This window comes from Bartonella sp. TT29SHDZB, assembly GCF_042193395.1.
In the GTDB taxonomy this organism is placed as follows: Bacteria; Pseudomonadota; Alphaproteobacteria; order Rhizobiales; family Rhizobiaceae; genus Bartonella.
Map to the genome: position 1 here is coordinate 213,377 of NZ_JBHILQ010000001.1, position 18,639 is coordinate 232,015.

An 18,639-nucleotide genomic window follows, 5' to 3' on the forward strand; every position below is an offset into this window, starting at 1 on the left:
ATCAATGGTTTTTTATTGGTCAATATTGAATAACGGATTCTTGCATTTTTTTATCATAAGAGCGTTATATTACTCTTTATGTTTGATTCGTTTTTTTCTATATTCGCTGGTGAGTTTTTTTCTAAATTAATCGTTTTACTTTTATTTACACTTGTCTGTTTGGCATTTTTTATGCTGATACATTCTCATCGAAAAAGAACATTTTTGGAACAAGAAACTGCTGAACGTGCGCGTGAGGCACAAATGCAGATGGCTACCTTGCTGAAAACACAAGCTGAAATGCAAGGGCGAATGCAAACGATGGCGGAAATTTTTGGTCAACGGCAAGCTGAACTGAATAAATCACTCAGTGAGCAACTCAATGGAATGACAACAAGCTTAGGTCAAACACTTCAGGTGCAGACTAAATCCACTTATGAAAATTTGAATCGTTTGCAAGAACGTTTAGCAGTGATTGATGCGGCACAAAATAATATTCAATCGCTTACGGGACAAGTTGTTCAGTTGCAATCCATTTTAAGCAATAAGCAGACACGTGGTACCTTTGGTCAGGGGCGGATGGAAGCAATTATTGCTGATGCCTTACCAGCAAATGCCTATGCTTTTCAGGCTGTTCTTTCCAACGGAAAGCGCCCAGATTGTCTGATTCATATGCCCAATAAAGCACCTTCTCTTGTTGTTGATGCTAAATTCCCTCTAGAGGCTTGGAATGCTATGCGTAAAGCCGCATCAACGCAAGAGCGTCAAGAGGCAGAACGCCAATTTCGTACCGATATGGAAGTTCATATCCGTGATATTGCACAAAAATATTTGATTCCTGGAGAAACCCATGACACGGCTTTTCTTTTTGTGCCATCGGAATCGATTTTTGCAACAATTTATGAAGATTTTGAGCCATTGGTACAAAAAGCCAATAGAGCCCATATAATTATTGTTTCACCGTCTTTGTTGATGCTCTCTGTCCAAGTGGTACAAACCATTATGAAAGATGCGCGGATGCGTGAACAAGCGCATTTAATTCAATCAGAAGTAGCAAAATTGATGGAAGATTTTGGACGAATGGATATGCGTGTTCGTGCATTACAGAAGCACTTTTACAAAGCAGGTGAAGATATAGAGGGTATTTTAATATCATCCTCCAAAATTATGAAACGGGCAAATCGCATTGAAACTTTCGAATTAAAAGAAAATTACTCTGAGCCAACAAAAATGACAACATCCGCTCAGTCACAAACATTGCGTTTGGTTGATGAGGAATAACGCAAAACAATCTTCTTAAATATCACAAGTTAGATCACGCTCTTTATTGATTGGTAATCATTTTTTAGTATCTCTATCTTGTTTTATTTCTTAAACGAGAGGAATAGAGAATATGCGACACCTTTTGTTTTTAGGGGCATTGGTGTTTCTGCTAGAGGGCTGTGCAACAACCACTCCCACCCACACAAATAATGCTTGTGCTATTTTAGCACAAAAAAATGGTTTTTTTGATAATTGGGGAAGGGCGTCTCAAAGAGCAGAAATGCGTTATGGGATTCCTATGCCTATTATTCTTGCAACCATTAAGATGGAATCGAGCTTTCGTCACAATGCACGTCCTCCACGCAAAAAACTACTTGGTTTTATTCCATGGAAGCGTCGATCAACAGCCTATGGTTATTCTCAAGCGCTTGACAGTACATGGGCAATGTATCTTCGCTCTACAGGCAAATCTTTTGCATGGCGTACGAATTTTGCAGATTCTGCTGATTTTATTGCTTGGTACCATCGCCAAAGTGTTCAACGCAATGGTGTGAGATTTGATGATGCATATAGCCTTTATTTAAATTATCATATGGGGCATAGTGCTTATGCGCGTAGTGGGGGGCGTGTCACTGTTGCACTGTCACAGGCAGCACAGCGCATGGCGAGAATATCGAAGCTCTATGAACGGCAATTAAAGAGATGTGGGTGGCGTTAGGGAAGATTTTTGAAAATATCAATTAGGGAATTGATGTGGTAAAATCATTTGAGCGCAAAATTTCTTATGGTGCGATAAGGCTGTCTTGTTTTTCCGGTTTTCGAATAAAATAAATTGTTATTGAATAGAGTAAACTCAAGCGACAGAAAATTTTTACAATACACAATACATTTGTGCACACTCTCGATATTGTTATCCTCTTTGTTCAAAGAATTTACAATGGAAACAATCTTCCATTTAGCGCTGGGCTAAATACCACAGATTGTTGACAGAAATTTTTAAAAGATAATCTCTTTTTTATTTTTATTAAGCGTTTAAAATAGCAATCAAAAAATGCGATTTCAGCATTATAAAGAGGTAAAAAATTCAATATAAAAAACGAAAAATGCATTAAACGAAAGAGCATCGTTTCATAAAAACTTTGCTTTGTATAAAAGGGGGTACAGCCTTCCAAAAGATTAATATTATGAAGTATATCCATTCATTTTGCCTGTCCAGCTTAATTGAAAAAAGTTATCTTTCCATGTTGTAAAACACTGTCATTTATAGGATGATAAGGTATATACAACTTTACACATAAAAATATTCAAGACAGGAATTGTCTATAGCATCTGTGAAGTAACAAACAAGCCTTCAGTGTTGTGATAGCGCTTGCATTTGAGGATATTTATGAAAAGCATTTTTATTCTTTTCTTAAACGGTTTTTTACTACAAATCATTATTTTATAACAATAATATTTCTTTATTCATATTGAATTAAGAGTTTTAAATAGCTTAGGATTCTATCATTTTAAATCTCTTGATGTTTAATCAAGAAAAACCATTGGCTTGTACATAAAGTGCAATTGGCATGTGGATAAAAACATCAAGAAAGGACTAAAAATGCCTCTTATAAAAATTTTTGCAACATGAGAGATTGAAAATATAATGATGGCACCGCTTTTCTCCTACACCTTCAACCTCGTTTGAGACGTGTAAGGAAACAAAGTTTATTAATTCAATATGTATGTGAAGGCTTATGATGAGAGAAGTTTACTCTGTTCGGAGTTATTATTTAATATATTAATAATTTATCATGATAAATCAATATGTTGTTTAATCATTAACATACTTCAGTATTGAGCAGATGAACGCTATTCAATGGAGTATTTTTTAAAATTGGTAAGACATTTGATAAGACTAAAAATATTCAACAAGAGTCCTGATTCGCAATAATTGGAAAATATATCTTAATCTTCTATTCCCAAATCTCTGTTTAGGTACTTCTTACCTTTAAAAGGATATCGATAATCAACAGATTATGATTTTGTGGTGAAGAAGGATTTAAATATTGTCCTTTAAAATATAAGGTGTCAGTTAAACAGCCCCTTTTTTATTTCTGTGTAAAGCATAAAAAATGATCTCTTTTCATTGTTATGTAAAGTAAAACTTTACAATCCAACAAATGATTAAAAACGCATAATGGTAGCATTAAAGCAAGGAACGTGCTACTGGAACAATGGTTACAGAGCATATAAACCTTTTAAATTGATTTCACATTCTCGTTATAACTGATGCTCTTGATAAAAGAGCTGATCACTGATCCTTTTGGTGGAGCTAAGCGGGATCGAACCGCTGACCTCTTGCATGCCATGCAAGCGCTCTCCCAGCTGAGCTATAGCCCCTATAAAAACAAATTTTCCCAAAAGAACAATATACAATTCCAACTTTTTAAAGTGAGAAAAATTGAAGATCAAGAAGAATTTGTATTTAATGGAAAAGATACTTTCTGTTATTTTTCTTAAGCATCATCATCATTAGAAACACCGCCTCCGAGAATATCAGTAACGTCATCATCCTCATCGTCATCATCATGAGATAAAAATGTATCATCGTCATCACCGAGGTCTACATCACCATCTTCCAAATCAGGAAGATCGTCATCTTTAGAATCATCATCAACTTCTTCAAGAAGCATAAAAGCAGATTTTTCAAGTGCTGTATCAAGCTCTTCAGTATCAACTTCTTCTTCGTTGTTTGCTTCAGCTGCCGCAACCTCAAAATAAGAACGTGGATAAGAAATTCCTGTATAAGGTGACACAATAGGATCGCGATTTAGATCGTAAAATTTTTTTCCTGTTTCTGGATCAACACGTTTAGTTCCGAGTTCTTGTTTTGCCATAAGCCGTGCCTCTTTGATTAACTATTATTCCATTAAAAGATGAATTTTATGGTGCTTAATCGAAAAATAATGCCTTTGTCAAAGATAAATACATTGCTCCGCATAGATTTTCTCATGACGTCCTTTAAAGCATGTGCTAAAGGATGCATAATTTCATAAAAGTTAGATAGAATTAAATAGAATTTCCATGCAAAAAGCAATCCCTATAACGGCCTATAAGTCGAGTAATCTCTCTGGAAAAATTCAAATACCAGGAGATAAATCAATCTCCCATCGTTCTCTTATATTGGGAGGATTAGCAAGTGGTGAGACATATATCCACGGATTACTTGAAAGCGCTGATGTACTCAATACAGCTGCTGCTATGCAAGCTATGGGCGCCTGTATTATTAAAAAAGATGACGTTTGGGTCATACGAGGAACAGGGAATGGTTGCCTCTTATCTGCACAAAAACCTTTAGACTTTGGAAACGCTGGAACAGGTGCTCGTTTGGTTATGGGAATGGTTGGCCCCTATCATATGAAAACAACCTTTATTGGTGATGCATCTCTCTCTAAACGTCCAATGGGACGTATTCTTGATCCTCTGCGTCTCATGGGGGTTGAAATTGAGGCAACGCACGACGATCACCTTCCTTTAACACTTTATGGACCGAAAATGGCTAATCCGATTCGCTACCGTGTTCCAATAGCTTCCTCCCAAATTAAATCAGCAGTCCTGCTTGCTGGACTCAATACCGCCGGCATTACAACTGTTATTGAACCGGTTCTGACACGAGATCATACGGAAAAAATGTTAAAAGCATTCGGTGCGCAACTTGAAATAGAAAAAGATAACGAAGGTGCGCGTTTGATTCATCTTAATGGTCAACCCCATCTTACTGGGCAAACGATTCATATTCCGGGGGATCCTTCTTCTTCTGCTTTTCCAATTATCGCAGCCCTTCTTGTAGAAGACTCTGATATCACCATTGAAAATGTTTTGATAAATAACTCTCGAATAGGACTTATCGAAACATTGTGGGAAATGGGTGCTCAAATTGAATTTTTGAACCAACGCCAAACAGGTGGAGAAGATGTTGCCGATCTACGGATAAAATCATCGGTTCTTAAAGGTGTTACGGTGCCCAAAGAACGTGCTCCATCGATGATTGATGAATATCCTGCTTTGGCAGTAGCAGCAGCCTTTGCAGAAGGTAAAACAGTTATGCTAGGAATTGAAGAATTGCGTGTAAAAGAATCAGATCGATTGTCTGCTGTTGCTCAAGGATTAAAAATTAATTGCGTAGACTGTGAAGAAGGTCAAGATTTTCTTGTTGTTTATGGGAACGGTTCTACCAAAGGTTTGGGCGGTGGACATGTCTGCACACATCTTGATCATCGAATTGCTATGTGTTTTCTCATTTTTGGGCTTGTGTCAGAAAAACCTGTTACCATTGATGATAAACGAATGATCGCTACGAGCTTTCCAGAATTTATTCCTTTTATAAAACAACTTGGGGGAAAAATCGTTTGAAGCCTTTTGTTATCGCCATTGATGGACCTGCAGCTTCAGGCAAGGGAACCTTAGCACGCAAAATTGCTGCGCATTATCGCCTTCGCCATCTCGATACTGGTCTTACTTATCGTGGAGTTGCTCATGCGCTTTTACAACAAAATTTAGCTCTTGATGATGAAAATAATGCTCTTATTTACGCTAAAGAACTTGATTTTAATACTTTAAATCCTTCTCTTCTTTCTTCTCATGAACTTGGTGAAGCGGCTTCAAAAATAGCAATTAACCCTGCTGTACGCAAAGTTCTTGTCGAAAAACAACGCGACTTTGCTAAAGTTTTGCCTGGCTGTGTGCTTGATGGGCGTGATATCGGAACGATTGTTTGTCCTGATGCCGATATCAAGTTTTATATTCTAGCCAATGTTCAAACACGCGCCAAACGCCGCTACCAAGAGATTTTAAAAAAAGGTGTTCAAGCAAATTATCATGAAATCCTAGCTCAACTTGAACAGCGCGACAGTCGCGATATAACGCGCAAACAAAGTCCACTAAAACCAGCAAAAAACGCCCACTTGCTTGATACGTCAGAATTGAGTATAGAAGCAACATTTGAAATTGCATGCAGTTTTGTTGATCCAATCATAAAAATGCATATAATTGGATAAATTCGTTAAGGTAACTTCCAGCCTAGCGCTAACTTCTTTCCTTTATTCAAGGAAAAGGCTAGGGAGTTACTTATGTTAACACTAACCTAGCGCTCATACCTTATAACACAAGGTATATATTAGGAGTTCTTATGTCACAATACAATCCCACAACAGCGGATTTTGAAGCCCTTTTAACAGAATCTTTTCAAACTAATGATCTTAATGAAGGATCTGTTGTTAAAGGTCGTGTTATTGCAATCGAAAAAGACATGGCCATTATTGATGCTGGTCTTAAAGTCGAAGGACGTATTCCTCTCAAAGAATTTGGAGCTAAAGCAAAAGATGGTTCTTTGCAAGTTGGCGATGAAGTTGAGGTTTACATTGAACGCATTGAAAATGCGATGGGTGAAGCTGTTTTATCGCGTGAAAAAGCACGGCGCGAAGAAAGTTGGGTCCGTTTGGAGGAAAAATTCAATGCTGGTGCGCGCGTTGATGGGGTAATCTTTAGCCAAGTAAAAGGTGGTTTTACAGTCGATCTTGATGGTGCCGTTGCTTTCTTGCCTCGCAGCCAAGTTGATATTCGTCCCATTCGTGATGTTTCACCCCTCATGCATAATTCACAGTCCTTTGAAATTTTGAAGATGGATCGTCGTCGTGGCAATATTGTGGTTTCACGCCGCACTGTTTTAGAAGAAAGTCGCGCTGAGCAACGTTCAGAAATCGTACAAAATCTTGAAGAAAACCAAATCGTTGAAGGTGTGGTGAAAAATATTACAGATTATGGTGCCTTTGTTGATCTTGGTGGGATTGATGGTCTCTTGCACGTTACAGATATGGCATGGCGGCGTGTTAATCACCCATCTGAAGTGCTCACAATTGGCCAAACGATTAAAGTTCAGATTATTCGCATTAATCAAGATACGCACCGTATTTCTCTTGGAATGAAGCAGCTTGAAAGTGATCCTTGGGAAAGCATCAGTGTCCGGTATCCGATTGGTAAAAAAATTACGGGTGCTGTTACCAACATTACTGATTACGGTGGTTTTGTTGAAATTGAACCAGGAATCGAAGGGCTGATCCATGTTTCTGAAATGAGCTGGACAAAGAAAAATGTTCATCCTGGAAAAATTCTGTCTACATCACAAGAAGTAGAAGTGGTTGTTCTTGAGATTGATCCTTCTAAACGGCGTATTTCTCTTGGCTTAAAACAAACATTTGAAAATCCATGGGAAGCTTTTGCCAATAAATTTCCTGTCAATTCGCAAATTGAAGGAGAGGTTAAAAATAAAACAGAATTTGGTCTGTTTATTGGGCTTGAAGGCGATGTTGACGGTATGGTTCATTTGTCTGATCTTGATTGGAACCGTCCTGGTGAACAAGTTATTGATACTTATAATAAAGGCGATATCGTTAAAGCTGTGGTCCTTGATGTTGACATTGAAAAAGAGCGCATTTCTCTTGGAATTAAGCAGCTTTCCAGCGATAAAGTTGGAGAAGCCGCTGCTTCCGGCGAATTGCGAAAAGGTGCAGTTGTAACATGCGAAGTGATTGCTGTTAACGACAATGACATTGGTGTGAAATTGATTGACCACAACCTTGAGACAACCATTCGGCGTGCTGATCTTGCGCGTGATCGTGATGAGCAACGTCCTGAGCGTTTCGCAATTGGGCAAAAGGTTGATGCTCGCATCACAGCATTTGATAAAAAAACACGTAAAATTTCAGTATCGATTAAAGCTTTAGAAATTGCAGAGGAAAAAGAAGCTGTTGCACAATATGGTTCTACAGATTCAGGTGCTTCTCTTGGTGATATTCTGGGTGCAGCTTTGAAAAAACAAGAACAAGATTAATCATCAATCATTAAAGTTGGTGTTATTATTAAGGTCACTCATTAGGAGTGACCTTTTTATTTTCTAAAAAAAATTGTCTGCTTATTTTTAAATTATTGAAACAAAAATTATAAATGCTTGCAAATAAAAACAAAAAGTTTGTTTTTTGTCTAACAACGGTTCACTATTCAGATAAAATGCTTAAAATTTAAATAAAAAACAATGTAATTGAATAACAATGGAACACTATGACGTGCATAAGACCTTTCATAAAGTGCTTTTTTTCTCAAAAAGAGAAAAAAGATCATTTTATTAATACGGATTTTCCTCTTCGTGCAATTTATAAGGTACAGGAAGATCTTTATAACTTAGGGCATGATATAGCTTCTGGTAAAGAAATTTTACTCCCTGAATATGAAGGAGTAGGAGATTTTCGCAAGAGATTGAATGAAAATGCTAAAGTTATTCTTCATGCTTTTCATACCAGTGATTTTGCTGCCCGAAATGATGAAACCATCGCACCGTCTGCTCAATGGCTCATTGATAATCATTACACCATTGATAAAACCATACAAAAGCTGCGTCGTAATCTACCCAAGTCCTTCATAAAGCAACTGCCTCTTTCTACACATAAAGCCGGAATACCACGAATTTTTGCTTTAACTTGGCTTTATATTGCGCATACCGATAGCAGCTTTTCACAAGAGACACTCACTGCTATGACCAACGGATTTCAAGAAGTTTGTGCGCTCACAATTGGTGAATTGTGGGCTCTTCCTTCTGTTATGCAAATGCTGCTCATTGAAAATGTCCGTCGTCTTTCAGTACGTATCGAAAAAGCGCGACATATGCGCCATCTTGCTAGTCAAGTAGCTGATAAAATTTCTCTTGTAGAAAATAAAACAAATCTACACTCTCTTTTTACGCAGTATAAACCATTTACTGTTGATTCAACTTTTTCAGCACATTTATTCTATCGCCTGCGCAGTGCATCTGTCGATTCAACCGTAGCATTAACTTGGCTTGAAAAGCAATTGAAAAGCCAAAGCAGTAGCTTAGAGATTGCAACAGCCGATGAACATACCCGACAAGCAGCAGATGGTGTGACCATGGGTAATATTATCCGTGCTCTTAAAGCTATAGATGATGTTGATTGGACAGCATGGTTTGAAACAGTGAGTTGTGTCGATTCTATTTTGCGTAAAAATAGTGATTTTTCTGAAATTGATGCTCACTCACGCAATATTTATCGACAAGTCATTGAAAAAGTTTCTCGCTTTTCGCCTCTTAGTGAACTGGAAGTTGCACATAAAGTTGTAGAAATGGCAAATTCCACTTCTAAAGATATGCCTCATCATTCTTATGTGGGGTGGTACCTTGTTGATGATGGTCGTGGCATATTTGAAAAGGCTTGTGGATATAGCCCGCCTTTTTTCATAAAATGGACACGCACTTCTTGTTGCTCAAAATTGAGAGTTATTGCTGTGCCTGTCTCTTTTCTGACGCTCACTCTTTTGCTGGTAATTTACGCCCTTTTACAGCTATCTGGCATGACACAATGGATGTCTTTTTGCTTTACTGGATTGGCGCTTTTTCCTGCTATCGATGCTGCTTTTGCTTTATTTAATACTGTTGTTTCGTGGTTTGTCCCATCAAGACAGCTCATTGGTTATGAATATAAAGAAGGTATTCCCGAACATGCACGGACAATGGTTGTTGTGCCTACTTTAATGACATCACACGATGATATTGATGAGCAAGTGCACAATCTTGAAGTGCACTATCTTTCTAATCCTAAAGGAGCCATTCATTTTGCACTCATTACAGATTGGGTGGATGCTCCATTAAAAGAAACACAAGATGATCTTGATTTATTACACTATGCGCAAAAGAATATTGATAAACTCAATAATCGTTATCATCGTGATGAACTTCCTCTTTTTTTCCTTTTACATCGCCGACGCCTTTATAATACAAGCGAAAAATGTTGGATGGGATGGGAACGAAAGCGGGGAAAACTTCATGAACTCAATCGGCTTTTAAGAGGCGATAAAAATACAAGCTTTTATCCTCCCAATCCACATCTTCCTATGGATTGCCGTTTTGTTATGACGCTGGATTGTGATACACGTCTTACTCCAGAGAGCGTCACAAAACTTGTTGGAAAGCTTAACTATCCACTCAATCATCCCGTTTTTGATCCGCAAAGTGGAAAGGTTGTAAAAGGCTATAGCATTTTGCAACCGCGCATTATTCCTTCGCTTACAACAGGAAAAAAAACATCAATTCTCCAACGGGTTTTTTCTACCAACCGTGGCATTGATCCTTATGTTTTTGCTGTTTCTGATACTTATCAAGATCTTTTAGGAGAAGGTACCTTTATTGGTAAAGGTCTTTATAATATTGATGCATTTGAACAAGCACTTGATGGCAAAATTAAAGAAAATACTATTCTTAGTCATGATCTCTTAGAAGGGGGATATGCTCGTACTGCTCTAGTAAGTAGCATAGAAGTCATTGAAGACTATCCAACCACTTATAATATTGATGTTATGCGTTATCATCGTTGGATCCGCGGTGATTGGCAGCTCTTGCCTTATCTTTTTTCCCACCGTCAAATAAGTTCCGTGACGCGTTGGAAAATGCAGGATAATTTACGTCGTTCTCTTACGCCACTTATGTGGTTAATCGCAGCATTTGTAGGATGGACTCTTTTGCCATTAAAGAGTGCAATCGTCTGGCAATTATTCTTGTTGTTTAGCGCTTTCATTTCACCCATTCTATGTGTATTAAAAACGCTTGTCTCATCCAATATAGATCATGCTTTGCGTGGACATTTTCAATTAATTTGGAACAAAATTGCTCTTACAAGCGCTGATATATTTCTTAAAACGACGTTTCTTGCTCATTCGGCGTATTTTATGACCGATGCGATTATTCGTACACTCTATCGTATGACGATTTCAAAACAGCATCTTCTTGAATGGAAAACTTCTGCTGCAACAAAATCAATGCCCAATAGTTTGCGTTTCTATGTTTTTACAATGGCACCAGCATCACTTATTGGTATTCTTACTATAGCACTCCCTCTTTTTTCTGATAGTTTTGCAAGCTTGGTTGCTTTACCTTTTGGGATAGCATGGTTTTTTTCACCCTTCATTGCTTGGATTGTGAGTCAACCTTCAACTTTTCAAGATAGCCTTTATCTTTCTTCAAAAGATGAAAAAAAACTCCGTTCTATTGCACGGCGGACATGGCTTTATTATGCAACCTTTGTCAACGAACAAAACAACTATTTGCCTCCCGATAATTTTCAAGAAGATCCTGAACCTCTTGTTGCTCAACGTACATCGCCTACGAATATTGGGGTTTATCTCCTTTCTATAATTGCTGCACGTGATTTTGGTTGGATTGGTTTTGAAGAGACCATTACCCGTATTGAATGTACATTACGCTCTCTTGCAAAAATGGAAAAGTTCCGCGGTCATCTCTATAATTGGTATGAAACGGATACACTCAGGCCTCTTTTGCCTACTTATGTATCAACCGTTGATTCAGGAAATCTTGCCGGTCATTTGGTAACACTCTCTTCTGCCTTAAATGAATGGGCTGAAAAACCTCATGTTTTTTTTCAAAGTGATCGAGAAGGCTTATCGGATGTTCTTGCTATTCTTGAAGAAACGGTCAGAGAAATTCCAGATCATCAACCCAGTTTACGCTCTTTACGCCAAAAAATCGAAGAAAACATCACTCGTTTTCATGATTCTATCTTCACTTTTATAGAACAAGAAAATACGATTCCTTCTCACATCATGGATCTTTCACTTGCAGCCCATGATATTGTGCACTTAGTCGGTGAACTTGACCACAAAATTCAAACGATAGAATCTGCTCGTGCGCTTTCTTGGGCTAAATGCCTTATCGACACCTGTAACGCTCATCATCATGATGCGACTGCTCATTGTGATACTGAAAAATTATGTAAAAAACTAAACAGGTTGGCTATAGCGGCACGGCAAATAGCCTTTGATATGAAATTTGACTTTTTAGAACAGCCTAAACGGCACCTTTTATCCATTGGATATCGTGTGCAAGAAAACAAACTCGATGAAAATTGTTATGACCTACTTGCTTCAGAAGCACGTCTTGCAAGCTTTTTTGCCATCGCAAAAGGAGATATAAAACTTAAACATTGGTTTCGTCTTGGTCGACTTCTCATCCCCATAGGTGGAAAAGGTGCGCTCCTATCATGGTCTGGATCAATGTTCGAATATCTTATGCCATCTCTCGTAATGCATGAACCTTTAGGGTCTCTCCTAGATCAAACAAATCGATTGATTATTCGTTGTCAAATACAATATGCCCATAAACGGGAATTGCCATGGGGTATTTCAGAAGCCGCATTTAATGCTCGCGATCATTTAATGAATTACCAATACGCTCATTTTGGTGTTCCAAACCTCGGACTCCAACGTGGTCTTTCACGCAATGCTGTCATTGCTCCCTATGCCAGCCTTCTAGCGGCACAATATGCTCCTGCTTGCGCTGTCGCTAATTTAAAACGACTCCGTGATCTTGGAGCTTTAGGAACATATGGTTATTATGACTCTGTTGATTTTACTCCAACACGTGTGAAAACAGGGGAAAAATACGCCATTGTACGCAATTATTATGCGCACCATCATGGCATGTCTATCCTTGCTCTTAACAATGTTATTTTTCAAGGGCGAATGCGTGATCGTTTTCACCGTGATCCCGTTATTGAAGCAACACAATTGCTCTTACAGGAAAGAGCGCCTCATCTCATTCCTATTATTCATACCAAAGCTGTTAATCGTATGCGCAATAAGTCTCAAGAATTTGACGCAGCCCCTTTGCGCATTATTACAAACCCGTTACTCAAACCACGAGCAACTTTACTTTTGTCTAATGGCTTTTATTCTACCATGTTAACAGCGAATGGTTCTGGTTACAGCCGTTGGCACGATTATGCGATTACGCGCTTTATTCCTGATGCAACAGAAGATCAACAAGGTACTTTATTCTTCTTACGTGATACGCATAGTGGACGGTGGTGGTCTGTTACTGGTGAGCCAACACGTGTTATTGAAGAAGACGCTGTCAGCATTTTTACAGATGAAAAGGCTGAATATACAAAAATGGTTGATGGTATTAAATCAACACTTGAATGTCTTATTACATCTGAAGGATGTGGCGAAGGTAGACGTATTCAACTGATGAATACGACAAATAAAGACCGACTCATTGAAGTGACTTCTTATGGTGAATTAGCACTTGCCACAATGGATACAGACCAAGTTCATCCTGTTTTTTCCCGTATGTTTATAGAGACAGAAATTACTGAAGAAGGTAAAACAATTTTTGTCAAAAGGCGCAAACGCTCGCCTAGTGATCCTGAAATCTATGTTGCCCATTTTGTTTCTAGTACAACAGATATTCTCCAAGAGACAGAAGCTGAAACAGATCGCTCTCTGTTTATTGGGCGGGGGCGATCTATTCATCGTCCTGCTGCATTTGACCAAAATGCTCGTTTCAATAACAGTCAAGGTTGTGTTCTTGACCCTGTTATGTCATTGCGATGCCGTATAAAAATTCCAGCCCATGGCAAAGCAGAACTTATTTTTTGGACTTTTGCTGCACATACAAAAGAAGCGTTAAATAATCATATTAAACATTATCGACAACCTGATATGTTTCAAAAAGAACTTTCAATGGCATGGACGCGCTCACAAGTCGCACTGTATCAGAGTGGAACCCAGCTTAAAGAAGCTATTATCTATCAAAAATATGCAACACCGCTTATCTATCCAGAACGAACGTGGCGTCTTCCTTCTGAAATATTAGCAAAAACGCTAGGAAAACAGTCTGATCTTTGGCCCATGTCTATCTCAGGAGACAATCCACTCTGTCTTCTTAGGTTAAATAACGAGGGAAATATAGCTGTACTGCGCGAACTCCTTAAAGCACACGAATATTGGTATATGCGTGGACTCATTGTTGATTTAGTCATTCTTAATGAACAAACATTTTCCTATATACAAAGTACACAACGCGCTCTTGAGTGGGTCTGTGAATCTTATTATCACCACACGCAAAAAGCAGATGAACGCCAACATATTTTCATGCTTCGACGCGATCAAATGAGTGAACAGAGTTTTAAAACGCTTCTTGCATCAGCGCGTATCGTTCTTGATGCCCAAAATGGTTCTTTATCTGAACAACTTAAACGACTTGATAAGAATGATTTTAATCTCACAATTCGTAAAAATTATCAAGAATCTTATAATCAATTAGACTTGCCGAGATATAACGAAGGAAAGCAATTTACAACACAAACTGAACAGAATCTTTTTTCTTCTATTGGTCTTATTAGCCAACAAAAACCCTCCTCTTTTCTCCCAAATGGAGAAGATCTCAGATATTGGAATAGTTATGGTGGTTTTAATCAGCATAATCATTATGTAATACGTCTTCGTGGACGTACCACCACACCGCATCCGTGGATTAATGTTATTGCTAATCACAGATTTGGTTTTCATGTCTCTGCTGAAGGTGCAATTTTTACTTGGGCTAACAATAGCCGCGATTATCAACTAACTCCTTGGGCGAATGATCCAACGTCTAACCGACCAGGAGAAGCTCTTTATCTGGTTGATCGCCAGTCTTTAAAACGTTTTTCACCTGTTTCTACTGTTGAATGTGATGAAAATATTGTCTATGAGGCTTGTCATGGGTTTGGATTCTCAACTTTTAAATCGACACATTCAGAAATCGCATTGGAGCTGACCCATACACTTGATCCCGAAAAGCCTATTCGCTTTTCACGTCTTATTCTTACGAATGAAGGGAAAAAACCACGCAGTTTACGCCTTTATAATTATGTTGAATGGGTTTTAGGAAATGTCCGTACAAAATATGCCCCCTTTATTGTTTCCTCTTATGAGGCCAGATGGGGTGCATATTTTATTCAAAATCCCTATCACATCGAGAAATCTCAACAAGTTACATTTTTATCAGCATCCGAAATGCCAACCAGCACGACGACCAATCGCGCTGAATTTATTGGTGCAACGGGAACCGTAACACGTCCAAATGCAATCCGTAAAGCCGGTGCTCTTTCAAATACCATTGAAGCAGGATGTGATCCTTGTTCAGCATTTGCCTATGATATTGATCTTCAACCAGGGCAAACAAAAGAAATCATCTTCTATCTTGGCAGTGCTGCAAATAGGCAAGAAGCTGAAAAATTACTCAATCAAGCACGTGCAAGTGATTTTGAAATTCTGCTCACAAAACAAAAACAACAATGGAGTGATTTTGTTTCTCCTTTTCAAGTCAAAACACCTGACTCTTCTTTTAATCTTATGGTCAATCATTGGCTTCCCTATCAAATCTATGCATGCCGCATCATGGCACGTGCGGGCTTTTATCAAGCGAGTGGTGCATTTGGCTTTCGTGACCAGTTACAAGATAGCTTGTCTTTGTTATTGTTGAAACCACAGTTAGCACATGAGCAATTGTTAAATGCTGCAGCGCACCAGTTTCTTGAAGGGGATGTGCAACATTGGTGGTTGCCTGACACAAATGCTGGTGTTCGCACATACATTTCTGATGATATCGTTTGGCTTGCATATGCAACAGCTCTTTATGTCAATACCACTGGCGATAATGCCTTTCTTGATACGCTCATTCCTTTTATTGAAGGTGATGTTCTCAAAAGTGGGCAACAGGATGCTTATTTTCAACCTATCCAATCCTCAAAGGTTGCAACAGTTTATGAACATTGTGCTTTAGCTTTAGACCTTGCCATTAAACGCTGCGGACCACATGGTCTCCCTCTTATTTTAGGTGGGGATTGGAATGATGGCATGAATTTGGTCGGTGTGGAAGGAAAAGGTGAAAGCATTTGGTTAGGATGGTTTCTTGGGTACACATTACAAGCATTTATCCCTTTAGCCAAAAAACGTGGTGATAACAGCCATATGCAAATATGGAGTACACACCTTGAACATTTAACAAAATCCCTAGAGGAAAACGGTTGGGATGGTGCTTGGTATCGACGTGGTTATTTTGATGATGGAACACCTCTTGGCTCTAAAATCAATGATGAATGCCAAATTGATACCATTGCTCAATCTTGGGCTGTCATTTCTCAAATGTCATCGCCTGAACGTCAAAAACAAGCAATGACATCAATGCTGGAACAGCTCTATGATAAAAAAAGCGGACTCATTCGCCTTTTTTGGCCGCCTTTTGATAAAAGTACGCTCGAGCCTGGTTATATAAAAGGTTATCCTCCAGGCATTCGAGAAAATGGTGGTCAATACACGCATGGTGCCATTTGGAGTATTTTTGCGTTGGCTGCAATGGAACAAAACGATAAAGCTTATGCTTTATTTTCTATGATAAACCCAATTACCCATGGACAAGATCCTGAAATTTATCGTGTTGAACCTTATGTGATGGCTGCAGATATTTATGCTGTTGAACCACGATGTGGTCAAGGCGGTTGGACTTGGTATACAGGTTCAGCCGGTTGGTTTTATCGCGCCGCAACACAAGCTATTCTTGGAATACAGCGTCAGGGAGACCTATTATTTTTGCAGCCACATTTACCCTCTATTTGGCCAAAATATGAAGCAACAATGAAGTTTTATGATGCCGTTTATAGCATTAAAGTAAAATGGGGACCTAAAAATATGCTCTATGTTAATAGCAAAGAATATACCGAAGTTCATACAGGGATAAAGTTACAAAAAACAGGTCAGCATGAAATTATACGTATTGTCAAATCTTAAAGATGAAAGACGAAAAAAGAGAGCAAACTTTTTTATTCTTTCCCAAAACTGTGGAGTTGTTATATTGCACCGCCTATATTAGCCGTGTTGGTGCATAATATTTTAGATTTTATGAAACTGAAAGAAAAAGGTTATGAATCATCCGGATATTGCTAGACGTGTTTACAATCACACTTGGAAACTTGATCCCATTATTCGTTCACTTCTCGATACGGATTTTTATAAACTTCTAATGGTGCAGATGATTTGGGGGTTATATCCTAATGTTAATGTTACTTTTTCCCTCATAAATCGCTCTAAAACAATACGTCTTGCCGATGATATTGATGAGAGTGAATTACGTTCTCAACTTGATCATGCTCTTAGTTTGCGCTTTACAAAAAAAGAAATGATTTGGCTTGCTGGTAATACATTTTATGGACGCAAACAAATTTTTGAGCCGGATTTTCTTCAGTGGCTTGAGAATTTTCAACTCCCAGAATACGAACTCACCCGTAAAGATGGCCAGTATATTCTTCATTTTTATGGTTCGTGGGCTCATAGTTCTATGTGGGAAATTCCAGCTCTTGCTATTATAAGTGAATTACGTTCACGTGCTGCTCTCAGAAAACTAGATCGTTTTGCTCTTGATGTACTTTATGCGCGTGCTAAAGCAAAAATGTGGAGTAAAGTTGAACGTCTCAAAAAATTGCCTGATATTAAAATATCTGACTTTGGGACAAGGCGCCGCCATTCTTTTTTATGGCAGCGCTGGTGTGTGGAAGCATTAAAAGAAGGTATTGGCAATTCTTTTACTGGAACTTCTAATGTTCTTCTTGCCATGGATACGGATTTAGAAGCTCTTGGAACCAATGCACACGAATTGCCTATGGTTATTGCGGCTCTCAGCAACAACGATGATGAATTACGCAGAGCTCCGTATCAAGTCTTGCAAGATTGGAACCGTTATTATGGTGGAAATCTTCTCATTGTTTTACCTGATACCTTTGGTACAGAAGCATTTTTACGCAATGCACCAGATTGGGTCGCTGATTGGACGGGTTTTAGACCCGATAGTGCTCCCCCTATTGAAGGTGGCGAACGTATTATTCAATGGTGGAAAGAAAAAGGAAAAGATCCATGCAAAAAACTTTTAATTTTTTCTGATGCTCTTGATGTCAATACAATTGAAAAAACCTATCATCATTTCCATGATAGAGTACGCATGAGTTTTGGATGGGGCACGGATCTTACCAATGACTTTACAGGCTGTGCACCTCAGGAAATCGAAACTCTTGACGCTCTTTCCCTTGTTTGTAAGGTGACCTATGCCAATGGTCGACCAGCCGTGAAACTTTCAGATAATCCTGAAAAAACGATCGGTGATTCAAAAGAAGTACAACGTTATCTTAATTTTTTCGGTAATAAAAACCGAGTTTCTAGACCTATAAAGATATAGTTTCCAGCTTTTTAAAACGGATATATTGACTCATCATATTTTCTATAAAGTTGATCTCTCTAAGGATGAGGGTTTTTAGCCCTTGCTGGTTTGTAAAAAGTTTGACTGCTTGTCTAACCGATTCCGCTTGACTTTCCACACATGCGATTTACTGACGTAAGACTCGACAGATAGGATTTCAAAATATTCACTACGCATTAAAATATTTAACATGCCAAGGAGGTTTATATGCCTTATATCTTTGTCATAAATAATTTTGTTTATGGCATGGCTACTATGATTTTGCATGT

The 18,639-nt window shown here is 38.4% G+C and carries 8 protein-coding genes and 1 tRNA gene; 7 read left to right on the forward strand and 2 right to left on the reverse strand.

The genetic code is table 11. The annotated features are described in order from the left end of the window. Positions 1–78 precede the first annotated feature (78 nt). Positions 79–1,260, forward strand: a complete 1,182-nt coding sequence (locus tag ACFIJJ_RS00830; RefSeq protein ID WP_375645665.1) for a DNA recombination protein RmuC — start codon at positions 79–81, stop codon at positions 1,258–1,260. A 112-nt stretch (positions 1,261–1,372) separates the two neighbouring features. Then, positions 1,373–1,960 carry a hypothetical protein gene (locus tag ACFIJJ_RS00835; protein ID WP_375621997.1) on the forward strand — a complete coding sequence of 196 codons (588 nt, stop codon included), beginning with the start codon at positions 1,373–1,375 and terminating at the stop codon, positions 1,958–1,960. 1,588 nt (positions 1,961–3,548) lie between these two features. On the opposite strand, the gene ACFIJJ_RS00840 is transcribed toward ACFIJJ_RS00835, so the two are convergent. Further along, a tRNA-Ala gene (locus tag ACFIJJ_RS00840) sits at positions 3,549–3,624 on the reverse strand. A 116-nt stretch (positions 3,625–3,740) separates the two neighbouring features. After that, positions 3,741–4,121 (reverse strand): TIGR02300 family protein, encoded by a 381-nt coding sequence (locus ACFIJJ_RS00845; RefSeq protein WP_375621996.1) that lies wholly within the window; start codon positions 4,119–4,121, stop codon positions 3,741–3,743. A gap of 187 nt (positions 4,122–4,308) precedes the next feature. On the opposite strand from ACFIJJ_RS00845, the gene aroA reads away from it, so the two are divergent. From aroA to pncB, 5 genes are all read left to right on the forward strand, one after another. Continuing rightward, complete coding sequence (aroA, locus tag ACFIJJ_RS00850; protein WP_375645666.1) at positions 4,309–5,637, forward strand: 3-phosphoshikimate 1-carboxyvinyltransferase; 1,329 nt, start codon at positions 4,309–4,311, stop codon at positions 5,635–5,637. Then, on the forward strand, positions 5,634–6,281 hold the full coding sequence (cmk, locus tag ACFIJJ_RS00855) for a (d)CMP kinase (protein ID WP_375621994.1): 648 nt from the start codon (positions 5,634–5,636) through the stop codon (positions 6,279–6,281). Before aroA ends, cmk begins: the two co-directional genes overlap by 4 nt. Positions 6,282–6,412: 131 nt before the next feature. Then, the gene (rpsA, locus tag ACFIJJ_RS00860) at positions 6,413–8,113 is read left to right on the forward strand and encodes a 30S ribosomal protein S1 (RefSeq protein ID WP_026500132.1); all 1,701 of its coding nucleotides are present in this window, start codon (positions 6,413–6,415) and stop codon (positions 8,111–8,113) included. 227 nt (positions 8,114–8,340) lie between these two features. Then, entirely contained in the window at positions 8,341–16,911 is an 8,571-nt protein-coding gene (locus tag ACFIJJ_RS00865) for a GH36-type glycosyl hydrolase domain-containing protein (protein WP_375645668.1), read from the forward strand. 133 nt (positions 16,912–17,044) lie between these two features. Further along, on the forward strand, positions 17,045–18,349 hold the full coding sequence (gene pncB, locus ACFIJJ_RS00870) for a nicotinate phosphoribosyltransferase (RefSeq protein ID WP_375645669.1): 1,305 nt from the start codon (positions 17,045–17,047) through the stop codon (positions 18,347–18,349). Positions 18,350–18,639 lie beyond the last annotated feature (290 nt).